Below are 15,617 nucleotides of genomic sequence, written 5' to 3'. Positions count from 1 at the left end.
GGCCGGGGTACCGCGCGCAGCATCGTCATGCGAGCGTCGTATGCCACATCCCACAACCCTGGGAGTGCATCCGCCCAAGTCTGAGCATCGCCAACCGTCCGGGGTGACGAGCATGTCGCGCCTGAATCCGCCCCGTACCCTCGTCACCGCCGTCGGTGTCGCAGCCAGCCTCGCCGCTGCCGGTCCAGCGCGGGCGCAGAGCGTCGCCGAGATGGCGGCCCGGATGGATGCGATGCAGCGCCAGATGCAGGCCATGCAGCAGGAACTCGCCGCCCTGCGCCGGCAGGCCGGGACGCAGAAGGCGGCGCTTGCCGGGGAGGCAAGGGAGCGCCGGGTGCTGTCGCGCGAGCAGGCCCGCCTCGCCGCCAAGACCGAGCACCAGCAGCGCGTGGCGCAGGTCGGCGGTCCCGGAGGGCCCCGGCCGGGGCCGAGCGCGCACACGCCGGTGATCCTCGCCAACGACCTCATCTGCAACGCCGGCAGCTACGCGCTCGGGCCGGCGGTCTGCTTCACGCCCGGCGGCTTCGTCGAGCTGGCGGGCATCGCCCGCAATCCCAACGTCGTCTCGGACGTCGGCACGGATTTCAACGGCATCCCGTTCCGCAACGACCCCCGCTCGCGCGAGAACGAGTTCCGCTTCTCCGCCCGGCAGAGCCGCTTGAGCGGGCTGTTCACCGCGAAGGTCGAGCCGACGCTCCAGATCTCGGGCTATTACGAGATCGACTTCCTCGGGGCGGCCACCAACGCCAACTCGCGCGAGAGCAACAGCTACAACCCGCGCATCCGGCAGATCTTCGCCACGGTCGATTCGCTCGATACCGGCTGGCACGTGCTCGCCGGCCAGGCCTGGAGCCTGATCACCACCGACCTGTCCGGCATCACGCCGCTCAAGGAGCAGATCCCGCTCACCATCGACGTGCAGTACGTCCCGGGCTTCAACTGGACCCGGAACCCGCAGCTGCGCGTGGTCAAGGACGTTGCGCCGGGCCTGTGGGTCGGCCTGTCCGCGGAATCGCCCCAGAGCGTGCTGCCGCCGAGCCCGTTCGCGGCCCCGGGCAACATCAACCTCAGCAATGCCGGCGACCCGGTCGGCCAGCTCAACACCACGACCACCTACTCGAACAACAGCGTCCCCGACATCATCGGCAAGGTCGCCCTCGAGCCGGGCTTCGGGCATTTCGAGCTGAAGGGCCTCGTGCGCTTCTTCGACGACCGGCTGAGCGCCACGAATCTCAACGCCGTGACCCGCCTCCCCGGCCGCACCGACACCGCGCTGGGCTACGGGATCGGCGGCGCCGCGACCCTGCCGGTGATCGACAAGCGCCTCGACCTCCAGGTCAGCGGCCTCGTCGGCCAGGGCATCGGCCGCTACGGCTCGGCGCAGCTGCCGGACTTCGCCCTGAAGGCCGACGGGTCGATCGCGCCGATCCCGGCCTTCCAGCTGCTCGCCGGAGCGGTCGCCCATGTCCAGCCCGGCACCGACGTGTTTGTCTATGCCGGCTGGGAGCATGCCTCCCGGGCCGGCGCCCTCAACGCCACGGGCTACGGCTCGCCGACCTTGGTGGTGACAGGCTGCGACGTCGAGGGCGCGGCAAGCGGGACCTGCCAGGCGGAGACCCGCGACATCCGCCAGATCACCGGCGGCTTCTGGCACGACCTCTACAAGGGCAGCTTCGGGCGCCTCGTGGCGGGCGCGCAGGTCTCCTACACCGAGCGCGACGCCTTCCGGGGCACCTACGGAATCGCCCCTTCCAACCACCTCGTCACCGGCCTGACCTCGCTGCGCTACTACCCGTTCTGAGCCCCGCCGCATCCCGGAGCGCCCCTGCCGTGTTATCCCGGCGGGACACAGCAGCAGGAGACGCCGATGGACAAGGACCGCAAGTTGTCGAAGGAGCCGCCGATCTCCGACGGGCAGAGCTACCGTCCGCGGGACGAGACCATCGCGCAGACGGGCGGCGGCCTGCCGAACGACACGGGCGAGCCGTTGGAGATCGACGAGGCCGAGGCCGAGCGCATCGAGAAGAAGATCCGCGACCTCTAGGGCCGCGACCGTCCGTGGTGCGCCACGCTCCGGGCGTGGGGCGCTCTGGCGAGCCGCGACAAGGAGCCTCTGTCCATCCTTGCCCTCACCCTCATCCTGAGGTGCCCGCGGCAGCGGGCTTCGAAGGGGGCTCCAGGGATCGTGCGGCTGGCTGGAGGGCTCCTTCGAGGCGGCCGCGGTGCGGCCGCACCTCAGGATGAGGGCCAGGGTGGGATGACCCACCTTGACGCGACGGCCCGTAGGCTATGGTCGACCGCCTCGACGTCATCGGGAACGGCTCTCGCCGGCGCCCCTGCCGGCGGGGTCGGCCGCCCGGCTTGGTCCGGGGCTGGCCCTTGTCGGCGTGGATCCGGTAGAAGGTGCGCGAGAGCCCGCGCGGCGCTCCGGGCGCGAGAGCGAGAGACACATCCATGTGCGGCATCGTCGGCATCGTCGGGCGCGACGCGGTGGCGGGGCAGGTGATCGAGGCTCTGCGCCGGCTCGAATACCGCGGCTACGACTCCGCCGGCTTGGCCACCCTCGAGCACGGCCGGCTGGCGCGCCGCCGCGCCGCCGGCAAGCTCGCCAACCTCGAGGCCAGGCTCGCGCAGGAGCCGCTCACCGGCACGATCGGCATCGGCCACACCCGCTGGGCCACCCACGGCCGGCCCAACGAGACCAACGCCCATCCCCACGCCACCCACAACCTCGCGGTCGTGCACAACGGCATCATCGAGAACTTCCGCGCGTTGAAGCAGGAACTCGAGGCCGACGGCGTCGTGTTCGAGACCGAGACCGACACCGAGGTCGTCGCCCAGCTGGTCAGCCGCGCCATCGACCGGGGCCTCGGGCCGGTGGCGGCGGTCGAAGCCGCCCTGCCGCGGCTGCGCGGCGCCTTCGCGCTCGCCTTCCTGTTCGCCGGTGAGGACAACCTGCTGATCGGCGCCCGCCACGGCGCGCCGCTGGCGATCGGCTTCGGCGCGGGCGCGATGTATCTCGGCTCCGACGCCCTGGCGCTGGCCCCCTTCACCGACGCGATCACCTATCTCGACGAGGGCGACTGGGCGATCCTCGCCCGCGACGGCGCCGAGATCCGCGATGCGTCCGGGGCGGTCGTCCAGCGCCCGCGCCAGACGATCGCCACCCAGGCCTACCGGATCGACAAGGGCGCCTATCGCCACTTCATGGCCAAGGAGATCCACGAGCAGCCCGAGGTGGTCGGCCGGACGCTGGCCCACTACGTCGACCTGGCCAACAGCCGGGTGGTGCTGCCCGAGGCGCTGCCGTTCGACTTCGCCCGGCTCAGCCGGGTGTACATCACCGCCTGCGGCACGGCGTACTATGCCGGCCTGGTGGCGCGCTACTGGTTCGAGCAGCTGGCGCGGCTGCCGGTGGAGATCGACGTGGCCTCCGAGGCGCGCTACCGCGAGGCGCCGCTGGAGCGGGACGGGCTGACGCTGGTGATCTCGCAATCGGGCGAGACCGCCGACACGCTGGCCTCGCTGCGCTACGCCAGGAGCCAGGGCCAGCACACCTTGAGCGTGGTCAACGTGCCGAGCTCGACGATCGCGCGGGAATCGTCGGTGGTGATGCCGACGCTGGCGGGTCCGGAGATCGGGGTGGCGTCGACGAAGGCGTTCTCGTGCCAGCTGACGGTTCTGTTGTGCCTGGCGATCGCGGCGGGGCGGGCGCGGGGCACGCTGGACGCGTCGGGCGAGGCGCGGCTGGTGGAGGCGCTGATCCGGGTGCCGGGTCTGATGGCGGAGGCGCTGACCCGGGAGGGGGCGATCGAGGCTGTGGCGCGCGAGGTCGCGCAGGCGCGGGACGTTCTGTATCTCGGCCGGGGCACGAGCTACCCGATGGCGCTGGAGGGTGCGCTGAAGCTGAAGGAGATCAGCTACATCCACGCGGAGGGCTACGCGGCGGGCGAGCTGAAGCACGGTCCGATCGCGCTGATCGACGCGAGCGTGCCGGTGATCGTGATCGCGCCGCATGACGGGGTGTTCGAGAAGACGGTGTCGAACATGCAGGAGGTGGCCGCGCGCGGCGGGCGGATCGTGCTGATCGGCGATGCCAAGGGCGCGGCCGAGCACGGTCTGGAGACGCTGGCGACGGTGACGATGCCGGCGCTGGAGCCGAGCGTGGCGCCGATCGTGTACGCGGTGCCGATCCAGCTGCTGGCCTACCACACCGCCGTGATCATGGGCAAAGACGTCGACCAGCCCAGAAACCTCGCCAAATCCGTCACCGTGGAGTGACACCGCGGATCATCGGCGGCCCGGTCGCAATCCAGATCGGCCTGAACGTGGCGACCGCACGCGTGTTCCATGCCGTTTACGCGGGCGGTGGATGTCGGGCCGATGCCGAAGACGTGCGGGGCGATTCGGATGTCGCCAGCCCGGCGGTTGTATACTGAAGAAGAACGGTGCTCGACGGGAATGGGCAGGCTGGCGGCGCGGCCGTACCGGTATGGGCGATGACGCAGGGCTGCGCGCGGATGGCAGGCATGGATCGTGCGATCATCGAGGCATCCGGCCTCTTCGATCGGTCCTGGTACGGAACGGCCTACCGGGCGATGCTCGGGCCGGATGCGGAACCGCTCGAGCACTTTCTCGAAACGGGAGCCGCGCGCGATTGCCGGCCGAATCCGTTGTTCGATGTCGCCTATTACCGGCGCCAGGCCGCGGCCCTGCGCGCAGGCGACAATCCGCTAATGCATTACATCGTGACCGGTTCAGGCTTGAACCTGAATCCGAGCAGCGTGTTCGACAGTGTCTGGTACAGGAAGCACGGGTCGTTTGGCGCTCAGAAAAGCCCGCAGACGGTGCTGGGCCATTTCCTTCATGTCGGCCGATACTGTGGCCTGAGACCCAACGCGTTCTACGACGATGGGTATTACAGGTCCGCCTATCCCGATGTCGTGGCGGCGGGTTGTGACCCGCTCTACCATTTCGAGATGTGGGGAGAGGCGGAGGGGCGGCATCCGGCGGAAGGAATCGCGCCGGCATCCCTGCAGGCGCTCGCCGACGCCGAGGGGATCACCGGCGATGCCGGCAGACGGATCGCCCAGCTCGTCGCCCGGAGGCCCGGAACGTCGTTCGCGGACTTGGCGGCGGCCGCAACCGAGACGCAGACGCAGAGGCTCGATCGGATGCGGACCTCGGAGGGGGCGGACAGGTCCGCAATTCTGGTCATCGGGCATGCCCTCGGCGGTGGCGTGCGCCGCTTCATCGACGAGCGGATCGCGGTCTTGGTGGAGGATCGCGACGTGCTGGCCTTGGCCGCTGCCCCAGGCGGTTTCGTCCTGCAATACCGGACGGTCGCTCAGACGCTCGATCTGTTCATCCCGGCTGTTGAGACAGGCCGGCTGCATGACATCATCAAAGATATCAATCTGTGTGCGGCGGAAATCCATCATACCCACGGCTTCAAGGATCTCGAATCCTTGATCGAGGGACTGGATATCCCGATCGACCTCTATCTGCACGATTACTACCTCGTCTCGCCGCAGCCGCATCTGTTAGGCCCGGATAGCCGTTTCGTCGGGGACGACCTGGAACTTCACCATGCGGAGCTGGAGCGCGCCGCGATCGTTCCGGGCCCGCTTACGGTCCGGTCGTGGCAGAGATCGCAGCGTTGGCTGTTCGAAAGGGCCCGACAGGTGATCGCGCCCGCACACGATGTCCGCCGGCGCATCAGGACGATCTATCCCGAGCTTGAGATCTCGGTGATCCCCCATGAACGTGACACCCTCCTGAAGGACATCCGGGCCCGCACGCCGCGGGTGCGGGCCCGGCCCGGACGACCGATGACGGTCGCGCTGCTCGGCTATCTCCAGACGCACAAGGGGATCGACGTCGCGCGGGCCGTCTTCGATCTGGCGCGCCGGAGAGGTCTTGACCTGACGTTCGTGATCATCGGGTATTGTGATGACGTTCGCGAACTCGGACCCAATGTACGGGTGACCGGCCGCTACGCGGATCGGGACCTCGAGAGCATCCTCGTCGACGAGGCGCCCGATCTCGTGTGGTACCCCGCCCAGTGCCCGGAAACCTGGTCCTACACATTGACCGCCGCCTTGCGGCTGAACCTGCCGGTTCTCTGTTCCGACATCGGTGCCTTCGCCGAGCGGATCGCGGGGGTCGAGCACGGCAGGACGTTCCCGTGGGACGCCGCGCCGGTCGCGTGGCTGACCTGCATGGTCGACCAGTTGAGCGGCCTCGCGCGTGATCCGGGAGGCCGTGCGGCCGACTGGGACCATGCGCGGTGCTGATCCAGTCCGACTGCACCCGGAGGGCTACCGCACACCGGCCTGGCGCCTATGTCACCCCCGGCAAGGAGCCGTTCCAACCATGATCATGATCCTCATCTGCTTCCTGGCGCCATGGCTTGCCATGTTCCTGCGCGGGAAGGTGTTCCAGGGCATCCTCTGCATTCTTCTTCACCTGACGATCATCGGATGGATCCCGGCGACGATCTGGGCACTTATCGTCACCCGCAGGGAAGCCGCCTGACGCGCTTCCAGCGCCGCACGAGGACGGAGAGATGCCGCCCAAGCTCACCAAGGCGATCATCGGGGCGGTCATCGCCGTCGCCCTCGCGGCGGCCGTCTCTTACGGCCTGATCAGCCAGCAGACCTCCGACTCGATCCAGACGCAGGCGAACCAGACCCTGCAGAACGATCAGGCCGCGCCCGCTCCGGGGCAGAAGCCGCCGCCGCCACCCGAGAACACGATTCCGCAGGCCCCCGGCCAGCCCGGGTCTTCGCCCCAGCCTCCGGCGCCGACGCCGCAGCGGTAGCGGCACCGTCCGGACGAGCGCGGTTCTCTTCTGACTGCCACCCGGTCTGCCCCGCTCCCTGTGTCGGACCGGCGATCCTGGGGACGGCGTCGCCGATCAACAACCTTGCGCGCGGCGCAGTCACGTCACCGAATGTTGGCGTGCGAAGGACCGGGCCGCGCTTCGGGTCGAGATCACCGGGAACGGCGACACGACGAAGGAGCCCATAGGAGGCCGCGCACCGACGGCGGCCCGCCGCCGGCCAGAAATCGGCGCGCGCCTCCTGCATTCGGGGGGCGCGGTCACCCGCAACCGGATCTAGCTTTCCCCTCGGCGCAGCGCCTGCGCCCCGTGGGAGGACGAAGATGGACTCTGCCTTGATCCCTGCGCTCCGGCGCAACCTTGCCCTGTTCGCGCTCGCGTTCGCCGCCGCCGCCCTGGCTTTCGGCACCGTCATGCTGACCGTGCCGCCGACCAGCGAGGCCGCGGTCCCGAGTGTCTCGGATGACGGACTCATCCCGCCGGTCACCAATTGCGAGTTCCTGCCGACCGGCGACGTCGACAGCTGCACGGTCTACCGGTGAGTGCGTGAAGCCCGGCCCCGTGCGGCCGGGCCGGCGGCGCCGGGCCGTACGGTCGCAGCCCCAGGCAGGTTTGAACCCTGGAGGTGCGAAAGGATCCTCCTCGCCTCAGCCAGCAGTATGCTGTGGCGGGCACCCGAGAGTGCGCGACGAGCCTGCCCGCCCAACCGGAGCTCCCGCACCGGCCTCGACCGCGCGGCGCGTTGCGTGAGAGGCTCTCACCTCTTGGGTCAGACCTCTTGGGTCGGACTTCTTGGCGGGTCAGACCTTTTGGCGGGCTCGGAGAACCCGGAGCTTTCCCGGCGCGGACCAGCCTGCCGGGTCAGGGCACGTCCGACGAACGACGACGTCCAGTCGGCGGGGTGTCGTGCGTCGACGGAGTGCCGAGGCCTCACGCGGGTCTAGGATTGTCCCTTCCAGGGCACCAGCACGCGCTCGAGCCAGCGCAGGCCGAGTTCGAACAGGGTCGCGAACAGGCCGATCACCAGGATGCCCATCACCACCACATCGGTGCGCAAAAAGTTGGAGGCGTTGAGGACGAGCTGACCGAGGCCGGCCTGGGCCGCCACCATCTCGGCGGCGACCAGGGTGGTCCAGCCCACGCCCATGCCGATCCGCAGGCCGATCAGGATCTCCGGCATCGCCGCGGGGATCACCACGTGGCGCAAGACCTGCGCGCGGCTCGCCCCGAGGGCGCGCGCCGCATGGATCTGGTCGCGGGAGGCGGAGAGCACGCCGGCCCGGGTGGACAGGGCGACCGGCGCGAAGCAGGCGAGGAAGATCAGCAGCACCTTGGACAGCTCGCCGATCCCGAACCAGATGATCATGAGCGGGAGGTAGGCCAGCGGCGGCAGCGGCCGATAGAACTCGATCAGCGGGTCGAGAAGGCCGCGCGCGATCCGGCTCGTGCCCATGGCGAGCCCGGCGGGGATCCCCAGCAGGGCGGCGAGCCCGAAGGCGCCGACGACGCGCAGGAGGCTGTCCCGGACGTGGAGGCCGAGCGGCGCACCGTCGATCGCGCCGGTCCAGGCCTGGCCGAAGGCCGACAGGATCGCCTCCGGCGCCGGCAGGAACAGCGGCTTGACCCAGCCGGCTCGCGTGGCGATCACCCAGAGGCCGAGGACCGCCAGCGTTGTGACGAGGCTGACCACCGGAACCAGCGCCGTGCCCCGGAGCCACGCTCCGCCGCGGAGCCACGCACTATCGCGGCGTCGCGCCGGATCCGCCGGGGCCGTCGCGTCCGGGGGCCGCCCGGTCATCGGCCCTCTCCGGGCGGCGCGTCGGCGCGGCGGTGGATGCGCCCGAGCACGCGCTCGCGCATGGCGATGAAGGCGGGATCCGACTTCACGGCCCGGGTGTCGCGGCCGCCCACCACCGCGCGCGAGAAGGGCAGCTCCAGCGTCTCGACGATGCGGCCGGGACGCGGGCTCATGATCACCAGCCGGGTCGCGAGGAACACCGCCTCCTCGACGTCGTGCGTGATGAAGAAGGCCATCTTGCCGGTCCGGTGCCAGATCTGGAGGATCAGCTCCTGGACCTGCTCGCGGGTGAAGGCGTCGAGCGCCCCGAGGGGCTCGTCCATCAGCAGGACGCGCGGGTCGCTGGCGAGCGCCCGGGCGAGGCCGACCCGCTGCTGCATGCCCCCGGAGAGTTCGTAGACCTTCCGGTCGGCGCAGTCGGGCAGGCCCACGAGGTCGAGCATCGCCCGGGCGATACGGCGCCGCTCCGCCCGGGGAGCGCCCCGCATCCTAGGTCCGAACGCCACGTTCTCGGCGACGTCCAGCCAGGGCATCAGGGCGTGGCGCTGGAACACCACGCCCCGGTCGGCCCCCGGCCCCCGGATCGGCACGCCGTCGAGGAGGATCCGGCCCTGCGTGGGTTCGAGGAATCCCGCGATGGCCGAGAGCAGCGTGGTCTTGCCGCAGCCCGACGCGCCGAGCGCAACCACGAATTCCCCCGGCCGGATCGTCAGGTCGATCTGCGCGAGGGCGTCGACCGCGGAAGGCCCTGCCCCGTAGCGGACGCTGAGGTTGCGGATCTCGATCATGAGCCACTCCGGTCCGGAGGCGGGCTATTTCCGGGCCGCGTCCACGTACTCCCCGGTGACGTGCCGACCGTAATCCGGCGCGAGCGCCTGGACGCGGCCTTGAGCCTTCAGGAATTCCGCGGTCTCTGTCAGGGCCTTGGTGGCGCCGCCGCTGAGCCACGCCGGGGAGGCCTGGGCCTCCAGGGTCGGGAAACGGTAGGCCGCGAGGCTCGCCGGCACCTCCGCTGGCGCCGAGCCGGTGATCCGGGCGATGGCCGCCACCTCCGGCGCGTCGGCGGCCCAGGGTTTGGCGGCGTAGGCGGCGTCCTGGGCGGCAATCAGCTTCACCAGGGTGACCAGGAAATCCCGGTTCTGGGCCGCCCAGGCCCGGTCGACGACCAAGCCGTCGAAGGTGGCCTTGCCCCTGCGGGCGAGGTCGCCCGCCGAGACCACCACGGTGCCGGATTTCTTTACCCGGGCCAGCACGGGATCCCAGATGAAGGTGGCGTCGATGTCGCCCCGCTCCCAGGCGGCGGCGATCTCGGGCGGGCGCATGTTCAGGATCCGGACGTCGGCCTGGGTAAGCCCGGCCTCCGCCAGCGCGGCGATCAGCTGGTAGTGCGACGTCGACACGAAGGGCACCGCGATCGTCTTGCCGCGCAGGTCGGCCACGCTGGCCACGCCGCTGCGCGCCACGAGCTGCTCGGCATCGGCGATCTCGTCGAGGATCCAGAACAGCTGGATGTCGAGCCCCTGGGAGGCGGCCGCGGCGATCGGGCTCGATCCCGCCTCCCCGATCTGGACATTGCCCGAGGCCATGGCGCGGATCACGTCGCCGCCGCCGCCGAACTTGCGCCAGTTCACCGTGTAGCCGGTGGCCTTCTCGAGAACTCCCGAGGCCATCAAGGCCCGGAACGGGATGACCATGTCCTGGTGAGCGAAGGTGACCGACCGGTCGGCGGCCCGAATGCCGCCCGCCGTGAGCGGGCCGAGGATCAGGAATGCCAGGGCCGCGCGCGCGACGCGGCGGCAGGAACGCAGTGCTGTAGCCATGAACGGAGCCCCTCGGCGAGACGACTCAAGAATCGCGTCGGCTCGCCGTCGGGAAAGTCGGACACGCTTGGCTTTCGACGCAAGAGCCTGAGCGGCCGGCAAGATCAGGTTGGAAGTTCAATCTCCTGACGGATCGATATCCGCAAGCATTGATCCATGCCTTCGGCTCTGGCCGCAGCAGACAAACTCCGAGTCCGTGCCCTGCCTCTGCGGAAGTGCTTGCTCTGTGCGAGGTCTCGACGCATCGGCATGTCTGGATCCGAGCATCCGGGATGACGGCCGGTCGTTTCGGGGCCGACCGGCCGTCAAACGCTTCGGATCGAAGGCTGCCTCAGGCGGCGCGGACGGTGCCGAGGAAACGCCCGACCTCGGCGGCGAGGTGCTCGGACTGGCGCGACAGCTCGGAGGCCGCGCCCAGAACCTGGCTCGCCGCCGCCCCGGTCTCCTCCGCCGCGCCCGCCACGCCCGCGATGGTCCCGGTCACCGCGCCGGTGCCGGCCGCCGCCTGCGTGACGTTACGCACGATCTCCTGCGTGGCCGCGCCCTGCTCCTCCACCGCCGCCGCGATGCCCGCCGCCACCCCGTTGATCTCCCGGATCCGGCCCGTGATCGCCCCGATCGCCCCCACCGCCTGACCCGTCACCCCCTGGATGCGCGCGATCTGCCCCGAGATCTCGCCGGTCGCCCGCGCGGTCTGCTCGGCCAGCGCCTTCACCTCGGAGGCCACCACCGCAAAGCCCCGGCCCGCCGCACCCGCGCGGGCTGCCTCGATCGTGGCGTTGAGCGCCAGCAGGTTGGTCTGGCCGGCGATCGAGGCGATCAGCCCGACCACGTCGCCGATCTTGGCCACGGCGGTGTTCAGCTCCTGCACCAGCGCGCCGGTCTGGTCGGCTTCCGCCGCCGCGACCCGGGCAAGTTCCGACGAGCCCTGCACCTGCCGGCCGATCTCCTGCACGGAGGAGCCGAGTTCCTCGGCCGCCGCCGCGACCGTGTTGACGTTGCTGGCGGCCTCTTCCGCGGCGGCCGCGACCGTGCCGGACTGGGCCGAGGTCTGGCCGGCGAGCGCCGACATCGCACCCGCCGTGGCCTGCAGCTCGGTGGCCGAGGCCGAGACCTGGCCGACGATGCCGCCGACCGCAGCCTCGAACCGGTCGGCCATCTCGCGCATCCCGGCCTTGCGCTGCTCCTCCGCGGCCAGTCGCGCCTGCGCGGTCTCCGCCTCCAGCTGCCGCGTCCGGATCAGGTTCTCCTTGAACACCTGGACGGCGGCGGCCATCCGGCCGACCTCTTCGGCGGTTCCGGAGCGGGGCACGTCGCGGCCGAGATCGCCCGCGGCGAGGCCGTCCATCGTGTCGGTCAGCGCCCGGATCGGCCGGGTGACGCCGCGTCCGATCAGCGTCGCCAGCCCGGCGATCAGGAGCGCGGCGAGAGCGGCTCCGGCGAGCAGGCGCTGGAGCGCCGGCTGCACCTGGGCGGCGGTATCGTCCGCGTAGATGCCGGTGCCGATGATCCAGCCCCAGGGCGCGAAGCCCTTCACGTAGGAGATCTTGGCCACGGGCTGATCCAGGCCGGGCTTCGGCCACATGTAAGGGACGAAGCCCGCACCGTCGCGGCGGACCTGATCGACCATGTCGACGAACAGGTGCTTGCCGGTCGGGTCCGCGAGGCCGCCGATATCCTGGCCGATCAGCTCGGCCTTCGGATGCATCACCATGCGCGGATGCATGTCCTGGATCCAGAAATACTCGTTCCCGGCGTAGTGCAGGCCACGGATCTCCGCGACGGCCCCGGCCTGGGCGGCGGCGCGGCTCATCCGCCCCGCCCGCTCCTCCCCCTCGAAATAGGCCAGCACCCCGTGTGCCGCCTCGACCAGCGTGCGGGTCTGCGCCGCGCGCGCGTCGCCGATCACCCGGGACAGGTCCCAGGCCGCGAGCCCGATCAGCAGCGCCATGCCGAGCAGGGCCGTCGCGGTGATCATCTGGAGACGCGTGCCGATGCGCAGGGTCATGATGGGCCGATGAAATCCGATGGGAGGCGCGGCAGCGCATGGCGGTCCCGGAGCTGGGCGGCCATGCGGGCGTGCACGGAAAGGGTCGTGGAGGCTATAAGGGACCGCGCACCGGGAAGTTCGGCGGTAGAGAGCGGATTACATCGGCAAAGGTAATAAGTAGTTATAGGGAAGTTCGATCGTTATGAGTTGCATTATGCTGCGTATTTAGGCCGTACTGACATAGGTTGTGATAACGCCGGGCTTCCGGGATGGGGTTGGCGTCGCGCCGATAGCGTGCGGACCTGCCGGCAAGCGGCGCGACGGCGGCCGCATCCCGCCGCGTCATCCCGGGGCCGCGCAGCGGAACCCGGGATCCGGACCCGCCGGCGCGTCAGGTGCTGGCCGCGCGGTGGTTCCGGATTGTCCGCCTCCGGCGTGCCCTTCGGGACCGAGCACGCCTGCGGCGCCCCGGATTGACGGCGCGGGACGCCGGTGGGGTGAGGGCCGCACGTGGCGATTCCCGTCGACGGCTTCGCCGCCGGGCTCACGCGCCCCGGGCCACCGCGCTGCGCGGGTGAGCACGGACAGGGCTGCTGCGTCCGAAGACCGCGACCAGAAACCGGCTCAGGTGATCGGCGCGGGATTGAACAGCGTCAGATCGTTGAACAGCCCCCACTGATCCGACCAGGGGCGCTTGCGCCCGCTCGCCACGTCCAGGATCAGGTGGAACAGCTCCCAGCCGACCTCCTCGATCGTGGCCTCGCCGGTGGCGATGCGGCCGGCATCGAGGTCGATCAGGTCGGACCAGCGCTCGGCCAGCTCTGTCCGGGTGGCGACCTTGATCACCGGCGCCTGGGCGAGTCCGTAGGGCGTGCCGCGGCCGGTGGAGAAGACCTGCAGGGTAATTCCCGAGGCGAGCTGCAGCGTGCCGCAGACGAAGTCGCTCGCCGGGGTCGCGGCGAAGATCAGGCCTTTTTCGCGCACGCGCTCGCCAGGGGCCAGCACGCCGGAAATGGCGCTGGTGCCGGACTTTGCCACTGAGCCCAGGGCCTTCTCGACGATGTTGTTGAGGCCGCCCTTCTTGTTGCCCGGCGAGGGATTCGCCCGGCGGTCGGCCTCGCCCTTGGCCAGATAGGCGTCGTACCACGCCATCTCGCGGATCAGCGCCTCGGCGACCTCCGGGCTCTTCGCCCGGGGGGTCAGGAGATGGATCGCGTCGCGCACCTCGGTCACTTCCGAGAACATCACGGTGGCGCCGCAGCGGACCAGCAGATCGGCCGCGAAGCCGAGCGCCGGGTTGGCGGTGACGCCCGAGAAGGCGTCGCTGCCGCCGCATTGCAGGCCGACTACCAGCTCGGAGGCCGGGCAGGTCTCGCGCGTCCGGCGGTTCAGTACCTCCAGGCGGGCCTCCGCCATCGACAGGATGCTGTCGATCATGGCCGAGAAGCCGTGGTGGCGCTCGTCCTGCAGCCGCACCACCCCGTCGCCCGCCGCGCCGTTGTCGGGCAGGAGCCGCTCCGAGACCAGCTTCTCGCAGCCGAGGCCGACGACCATGACCTCGCCGCCGAAATTCGGGTTCTGCGCGAGGCTCTGGAGCGTCCGGATCGGCACCACCGCCTCGGGGGCGTTGATGGCGACGCCGCAGCCATAGGCGTGGGTCAGGCCGACCACGTCGTCAACGTTGGGATAGCGCGGCAGCAGCTCCTGCTTGATCCGCCGGATCGCCACGTCGAGGGTGCCGGCGACGCATTGCACGCTGATCGAGATCGCCAGGATGTTCTTGGTGCCCACCGACCCGTCCGGGTTGCGGTAGCCCTCGAAGGAGTAGCCTTCGAGCGGCGGCAGAGGGGCCGGCACGCGGGTGGCCATCTCCAGGGCGTCGAGGGCGGGGGCGAGCGGCGTCGCGACGCGGGATTCCTCCACCCAGGCGCCCCGCGGGATCGGTTGCGTCGCGATGCCCACCACCTCGCCATAGCGGCGGACCTCGCCGCCCTCCGGGATGTCGGTGAGCGCGACCTTGTGGCCCTGCGGCACGAACTCGACGAGTTCCAGCCCGTCCGGGAACACCGTGCCGGCCGGCAGCCCGAAGGCGTTGACCACGATCGCGACGTTGTCGCGCGCGCTCAGGCGGATCGTGCGCGGGACGTCTCCGGCCTTCGCGCCGTTCTGGCGCGGGCGGGTCGGGGCTTCGATCTCGGCCTGCATCGGATGCTCCTTCGTGACGCTCCCGTTCGGGGTCCGTGTCGTGGTCCGGCGCGCGCTCAGGGGGCGTCGCCGACCGCGTGGTTCGCCAGGGCCTCCAGGGCCTTCACCATGGCCGAATGATCCCAGGCTGCGCCGCCCTGGGTCACGCAGGCCGAGAACAGCTGCTGGGCCAGCGCCGTCGCGGGCAGGCTGAGGCCGAGCGTCCGAGCATTGTCCAGGGCGAGGTTGAGGTCCTTCTGGTGCAGGCCGATGCGGAAGCCCGGGTCGAAGGTCCGCTTGATCATCCGCTCGCCGTGCAGCTCCAGGATCCGCGACGTGGCGAGGCCGCCGGTGATCGCCTGCCGCACCTTGGCGGGATCCGCGCCGGCCCTCGAGGCGAACAGCAGCCCCTCGGCCACCGCCTCGATGGTCAGGGCGACGATGATCTGGTTGGCGACCTTGGCCACCTGTCCGGACCCGACCGGGCCGACATGGGTCACGGTCTTGCCCATCGCCTCGAAGAGCGGCCGGGCGCGCTCGAAATCCTCCGGCTCGCCGCCGACCATGATCGACAGCGCGGCGTTCTTCGCCCCGACCTCGCCGCCCGAGACCGGCGCGTCGAGATAGGCACCGCCCCGCGCGGCGACCCGGACGGCGAAATCCTTGGTGGCGAGCGGCGCGATCGAGCTCATGTCGATGACGGTTTTGCCCGGGCTGAGGCCCTCGGCGACGCCCCCGGCGCCGAACAGCACCTGCTCGACGTCCGGGGTGTCGGGCAGCATCAGGATGATCGTGTCGGACCGCTTCGCGACCTCGGCGGCGGTGGCGCAGGCCGTGCCGCCTGCGGCCAGCAGCGCGTCCGGGACGCTGCGCCGGCTCTTGAGGAACAGGCTGTGGCCCGCCGCAATCAGGTGACCCGCCATGGGCGCGCCCATGATGCCGAGGCCGATGAATCCGATGTTCATGGGGAGCGATCCCGGT

General features: G+C 70.5%; 13 protein-coding genes. 7 read left to right on the top strand and 6 right to left on the bottom strand.

Annotated features, from left to right (window positions below; genetic code table 11):
• Positions 1 to 112: 112 nt before the first annotated feature.
• From AC3WSN_RS06045 to AC3WSN_RS06015, 7 genes are all read left to right on the top strand, one after another.
• Complete coding sequence (locus AC3WSN_RS06045) at positions 113 to 1,801, top strand: hypothetical protein (protein ID WP_492536744.1); 1,689 nt, start codon at positions 113 to 115, stop codon at positions 1,799 to 1,801.
• A 66-nt stretch (positions 1,802 to 1,867) separates the two neighbouring features.
• A complete protein-coding gene (locus AC3WSN_RS06040) occupies positions 1,868 to 2,044 on the top strand; it encodes a hypothetical protein (RefSeq protein ID WP_492536743.1) in 177 nt (58 codons plus the stop codon).
• A 410-nt stretch (positions 2,045 to 2,454) separates the two neighbouring features.
• On the top strand, positions 2,455 to 4,281 hold the full coding sequence (gene glmS / locus AC3WSN_RS06035) for a glutamine--fructose-6-phosphate transaminase (isomerizing) (RefSeq protein WP_492536742.1): 1,827 nt from the start codon (positions 2,455 to 2,457) through the stop codon (positions 4,279 to 4,281).
• Between the two features lie 167 nt (positions 4,282 to 4,448).
• The gene (locus tag AC3WSN_RS06030) at positions 4,449 to 6,296 is read left to right on the top strand and encodes a glycosyltransferase (RefSeq protein ID WP_492536741.1); all 1,848 of its coding nucleotides are present in this window, start codon (positions 4,449 to 4,451) and stop codon (positions 6,294 to 6,296) included.
• A 79-nt stretch (positions 6,297 to 6,375) separates the two neighbouring features.
• On the top strand, positions 6,376 to 6,537 hold the full coding sequence (locus tag AC3WSN_RS06025) for a YqaE/Pmp3 family membrane protein (RefSeq protein ID WP_192710096.1): 162 nt from the start codon (positions 6,376 to 6,378) through the stop codon (positions 6,535 to 6,537).
• 31 nt (positions 6,538 to 6,568) lie between these two features.
• The gene (locus AC3WSN_RS06020; RefSeq protein ID WP_192710095.1) at positions 6,569 to 6,823 is read left to right on the top strand and encodes a hypothetical protein; all 255 of its coding nucleotides are present in this window, start codon (positions 6,569 to 6,571) and stop codon (positions 6,821 to 6,823) included.
• A 344-nt stretch (positions 6,824 to 7,167) separates the two neighbouring features.
• Positions 7,168 to 7,386, top strand: coding sequence for a hypothetical protein (locus tag AC3WSN_RS06015; RefSeq protein WP_192710094.1), 219 nt, complete (start codon positions 7,168 to 7,170; stop codon positions 7,384 to 7,386).
• A 398-nt stretch (positions 7,387 to 7,784) separates the two neighbouring features.
• Here AC3WSN_RS06015 and AC3WSN_RS06010 read toward each other — a convergent pair whose 3' ends face one another.
• The 6 genes from AC3WSN_RS06010 to AC3WSN_RS05985 form a co-directional block, all read right to left on the bottom strand.
• Entirely contained in the window at positions 7,785 to 8,642 is an 858-nt protein-coding gene (locus AC3WSN_RS06010) for an ABC transporter permease subunit (protein WP_192710093.1), read from the bottom strand.
• Positions 8,639 to 9,430 carry a taurine ABC transporter ATP-binding protein gene (locus AC3WSN_RS06005; protein ID WP_492536740.1) on the bottom strand — a complete coding sequence of 264 codons (792 nt, stop codon included), beginning with the start codon at positions 9,428 to 9,430 and terminating at the stop codon, positions 8,639 to 8,641. Before AC3WSN_RS06005 ends, AC3WSN_RS06010 begins: the two co-directional genes overlap by 4 nt.
• A gap of 24 nt (positions 9,431 to 9,454) precedes the next feature.
• Positions 9,455 to 10,462: a taurine ABC transporter substrate-binding protein gene (gene tauA / locus AC3WSN_RS06000; protein ID WP_492536739.1), complete on the bottom strand. Its 1,008-nt coding sequence runs from the start codon at positions 10,460 to 10,462 to the stop codon at positions 9,455 to 9,457.
• A gap of 331 nt (positions 10,463 to 10,793) precedes the next feature.
• A complete protein-coding gene (locus AC3WSN_RS05995) occupies positions 10,794 to 12,470 on the bottom strand; it encodes a methyl-accepting chemotaxis protein (protein ID WP_492536738.1) in 1,677 nt (558 codons plus the stop codon).
• A gap of 606 nt (positions 12,471 to 13,076) precedes the next feature.
• Entirely contained in the window at positions 13,077 to 14,657 is a 1,581-nt protein-coding gene (gene garD / locus AC3WSN_RS05990) for a galactarate dehydratase (RefSeq protein WP_492536737.1), read from the bottom strand.
• A 56-nt stretch (positions 14,658 to 14,713) separates the two neighbouring features.
• Positions 14,714 to 15,601, bottom strand: coding sequence for a 2-hydroxy-3-oxopropionate reductase (locus tag AC3WSN_RS05985; protein ID WP_492536736.1), 888 nt, complete (start codon positions 15,599 to 15,601; stop codon positions 14,714 to 14,716).
• Positions 15,602 to 15,617 lie beyond the last annotated feature (16 nt).

Source organism: Methylobacterium sp. FW102-HT35C08 (assembly GCF_058790235.1).
This window is presented reverse-complemented; position numbering and strand designations above follow the sequence as displayed.

Bases quoted from the DNA above. Each gene is read 5' to 3' on its own strand.
- AC3WSN_RS06045 (WP_492536744.1), top strand. From the start codon at position 113: ATGTCGCGCCTGAATCCGCCCCGTACCCTCGTCACCGCCGTCGGTGTC.
- tauA (WP_492536739.1), bottom strand. From the start codon at position 10,462: ATGGCTACAGCACTGCGTTCCTGCCGCCGCGTCGCGCGCGCGGCCCTG.
- AC3WSN_RS06020 (WP_192710095.1), top strand. From the start codon at position 6,569: ATGCCGCCCAAGCTCACCAAGGCGATCATCGGGGCGGTCATCGCCGTC.
- AC3WSN_RS06010 (WP_192710093.1), bottom strand. From the start codon at position 8,642: ATGACCGGGCGGCCCCCGGACGCGACGGCCCCGGCGGATCCGGCGCGA.
- AC3WSN_RS05985 (WP_492536736.1), bottom strand. From the start codon at position 15,601: ATGAACATCGGATTCATCGGCCTCGGCATCATGGGCGCGCCCATGGCG.
- garD (WP_492536737.1), bottom strand. From the start codon at position 14,657: ATGCAGGCCGAGATCGAAGCCCCGACCCGCCCGCGCCAGAACGGCGCG.
- AC3WSN_RS06040 (WP_492536743.1), top strand. From the start codon at position 1,868: ATGGACAAGGACCGCAAGTTGTCGAAGGAGCCGCCGATCTCCGACGGG.
- AC3WSN_RS06005 (WP_492536740.1), bottom strand. From the start codon at position 9,430: ATGATCGAGATCCGCAACCTCAGCGTCCGCTACGGGGCAGGGCCTTCC.
- AC3WSN_RS06025 (WP_192710096.1), top strand. From the start codon at position 6,376: ATGATCATGATCCTCATCTGCTTCCTGGCGCCATGGCTTGCCATGTTC.
- AC3WSN_RS05995 (WP_492536738.1), bottom strand. From the start codon at position 12,470: ATGACCCTGCGCATCGGCACGCGTCTCCAGATGATCACCGCGACGGCC.
- glmS (WP_492536742.1), top strand. From the start codon at position 2,455: ATGTGCGGCATCGTCGGCATCGTCGGGCGCGACGCGGTGGCGGGGCAG.
- AC3WSN_RS06015 (WP_192710094.1), top strand. From the start codon at position 7,168: ATGGACTCTGCCTTGATCCCTGCGCTCCGGCGCAACCTTGCCCTGTTC.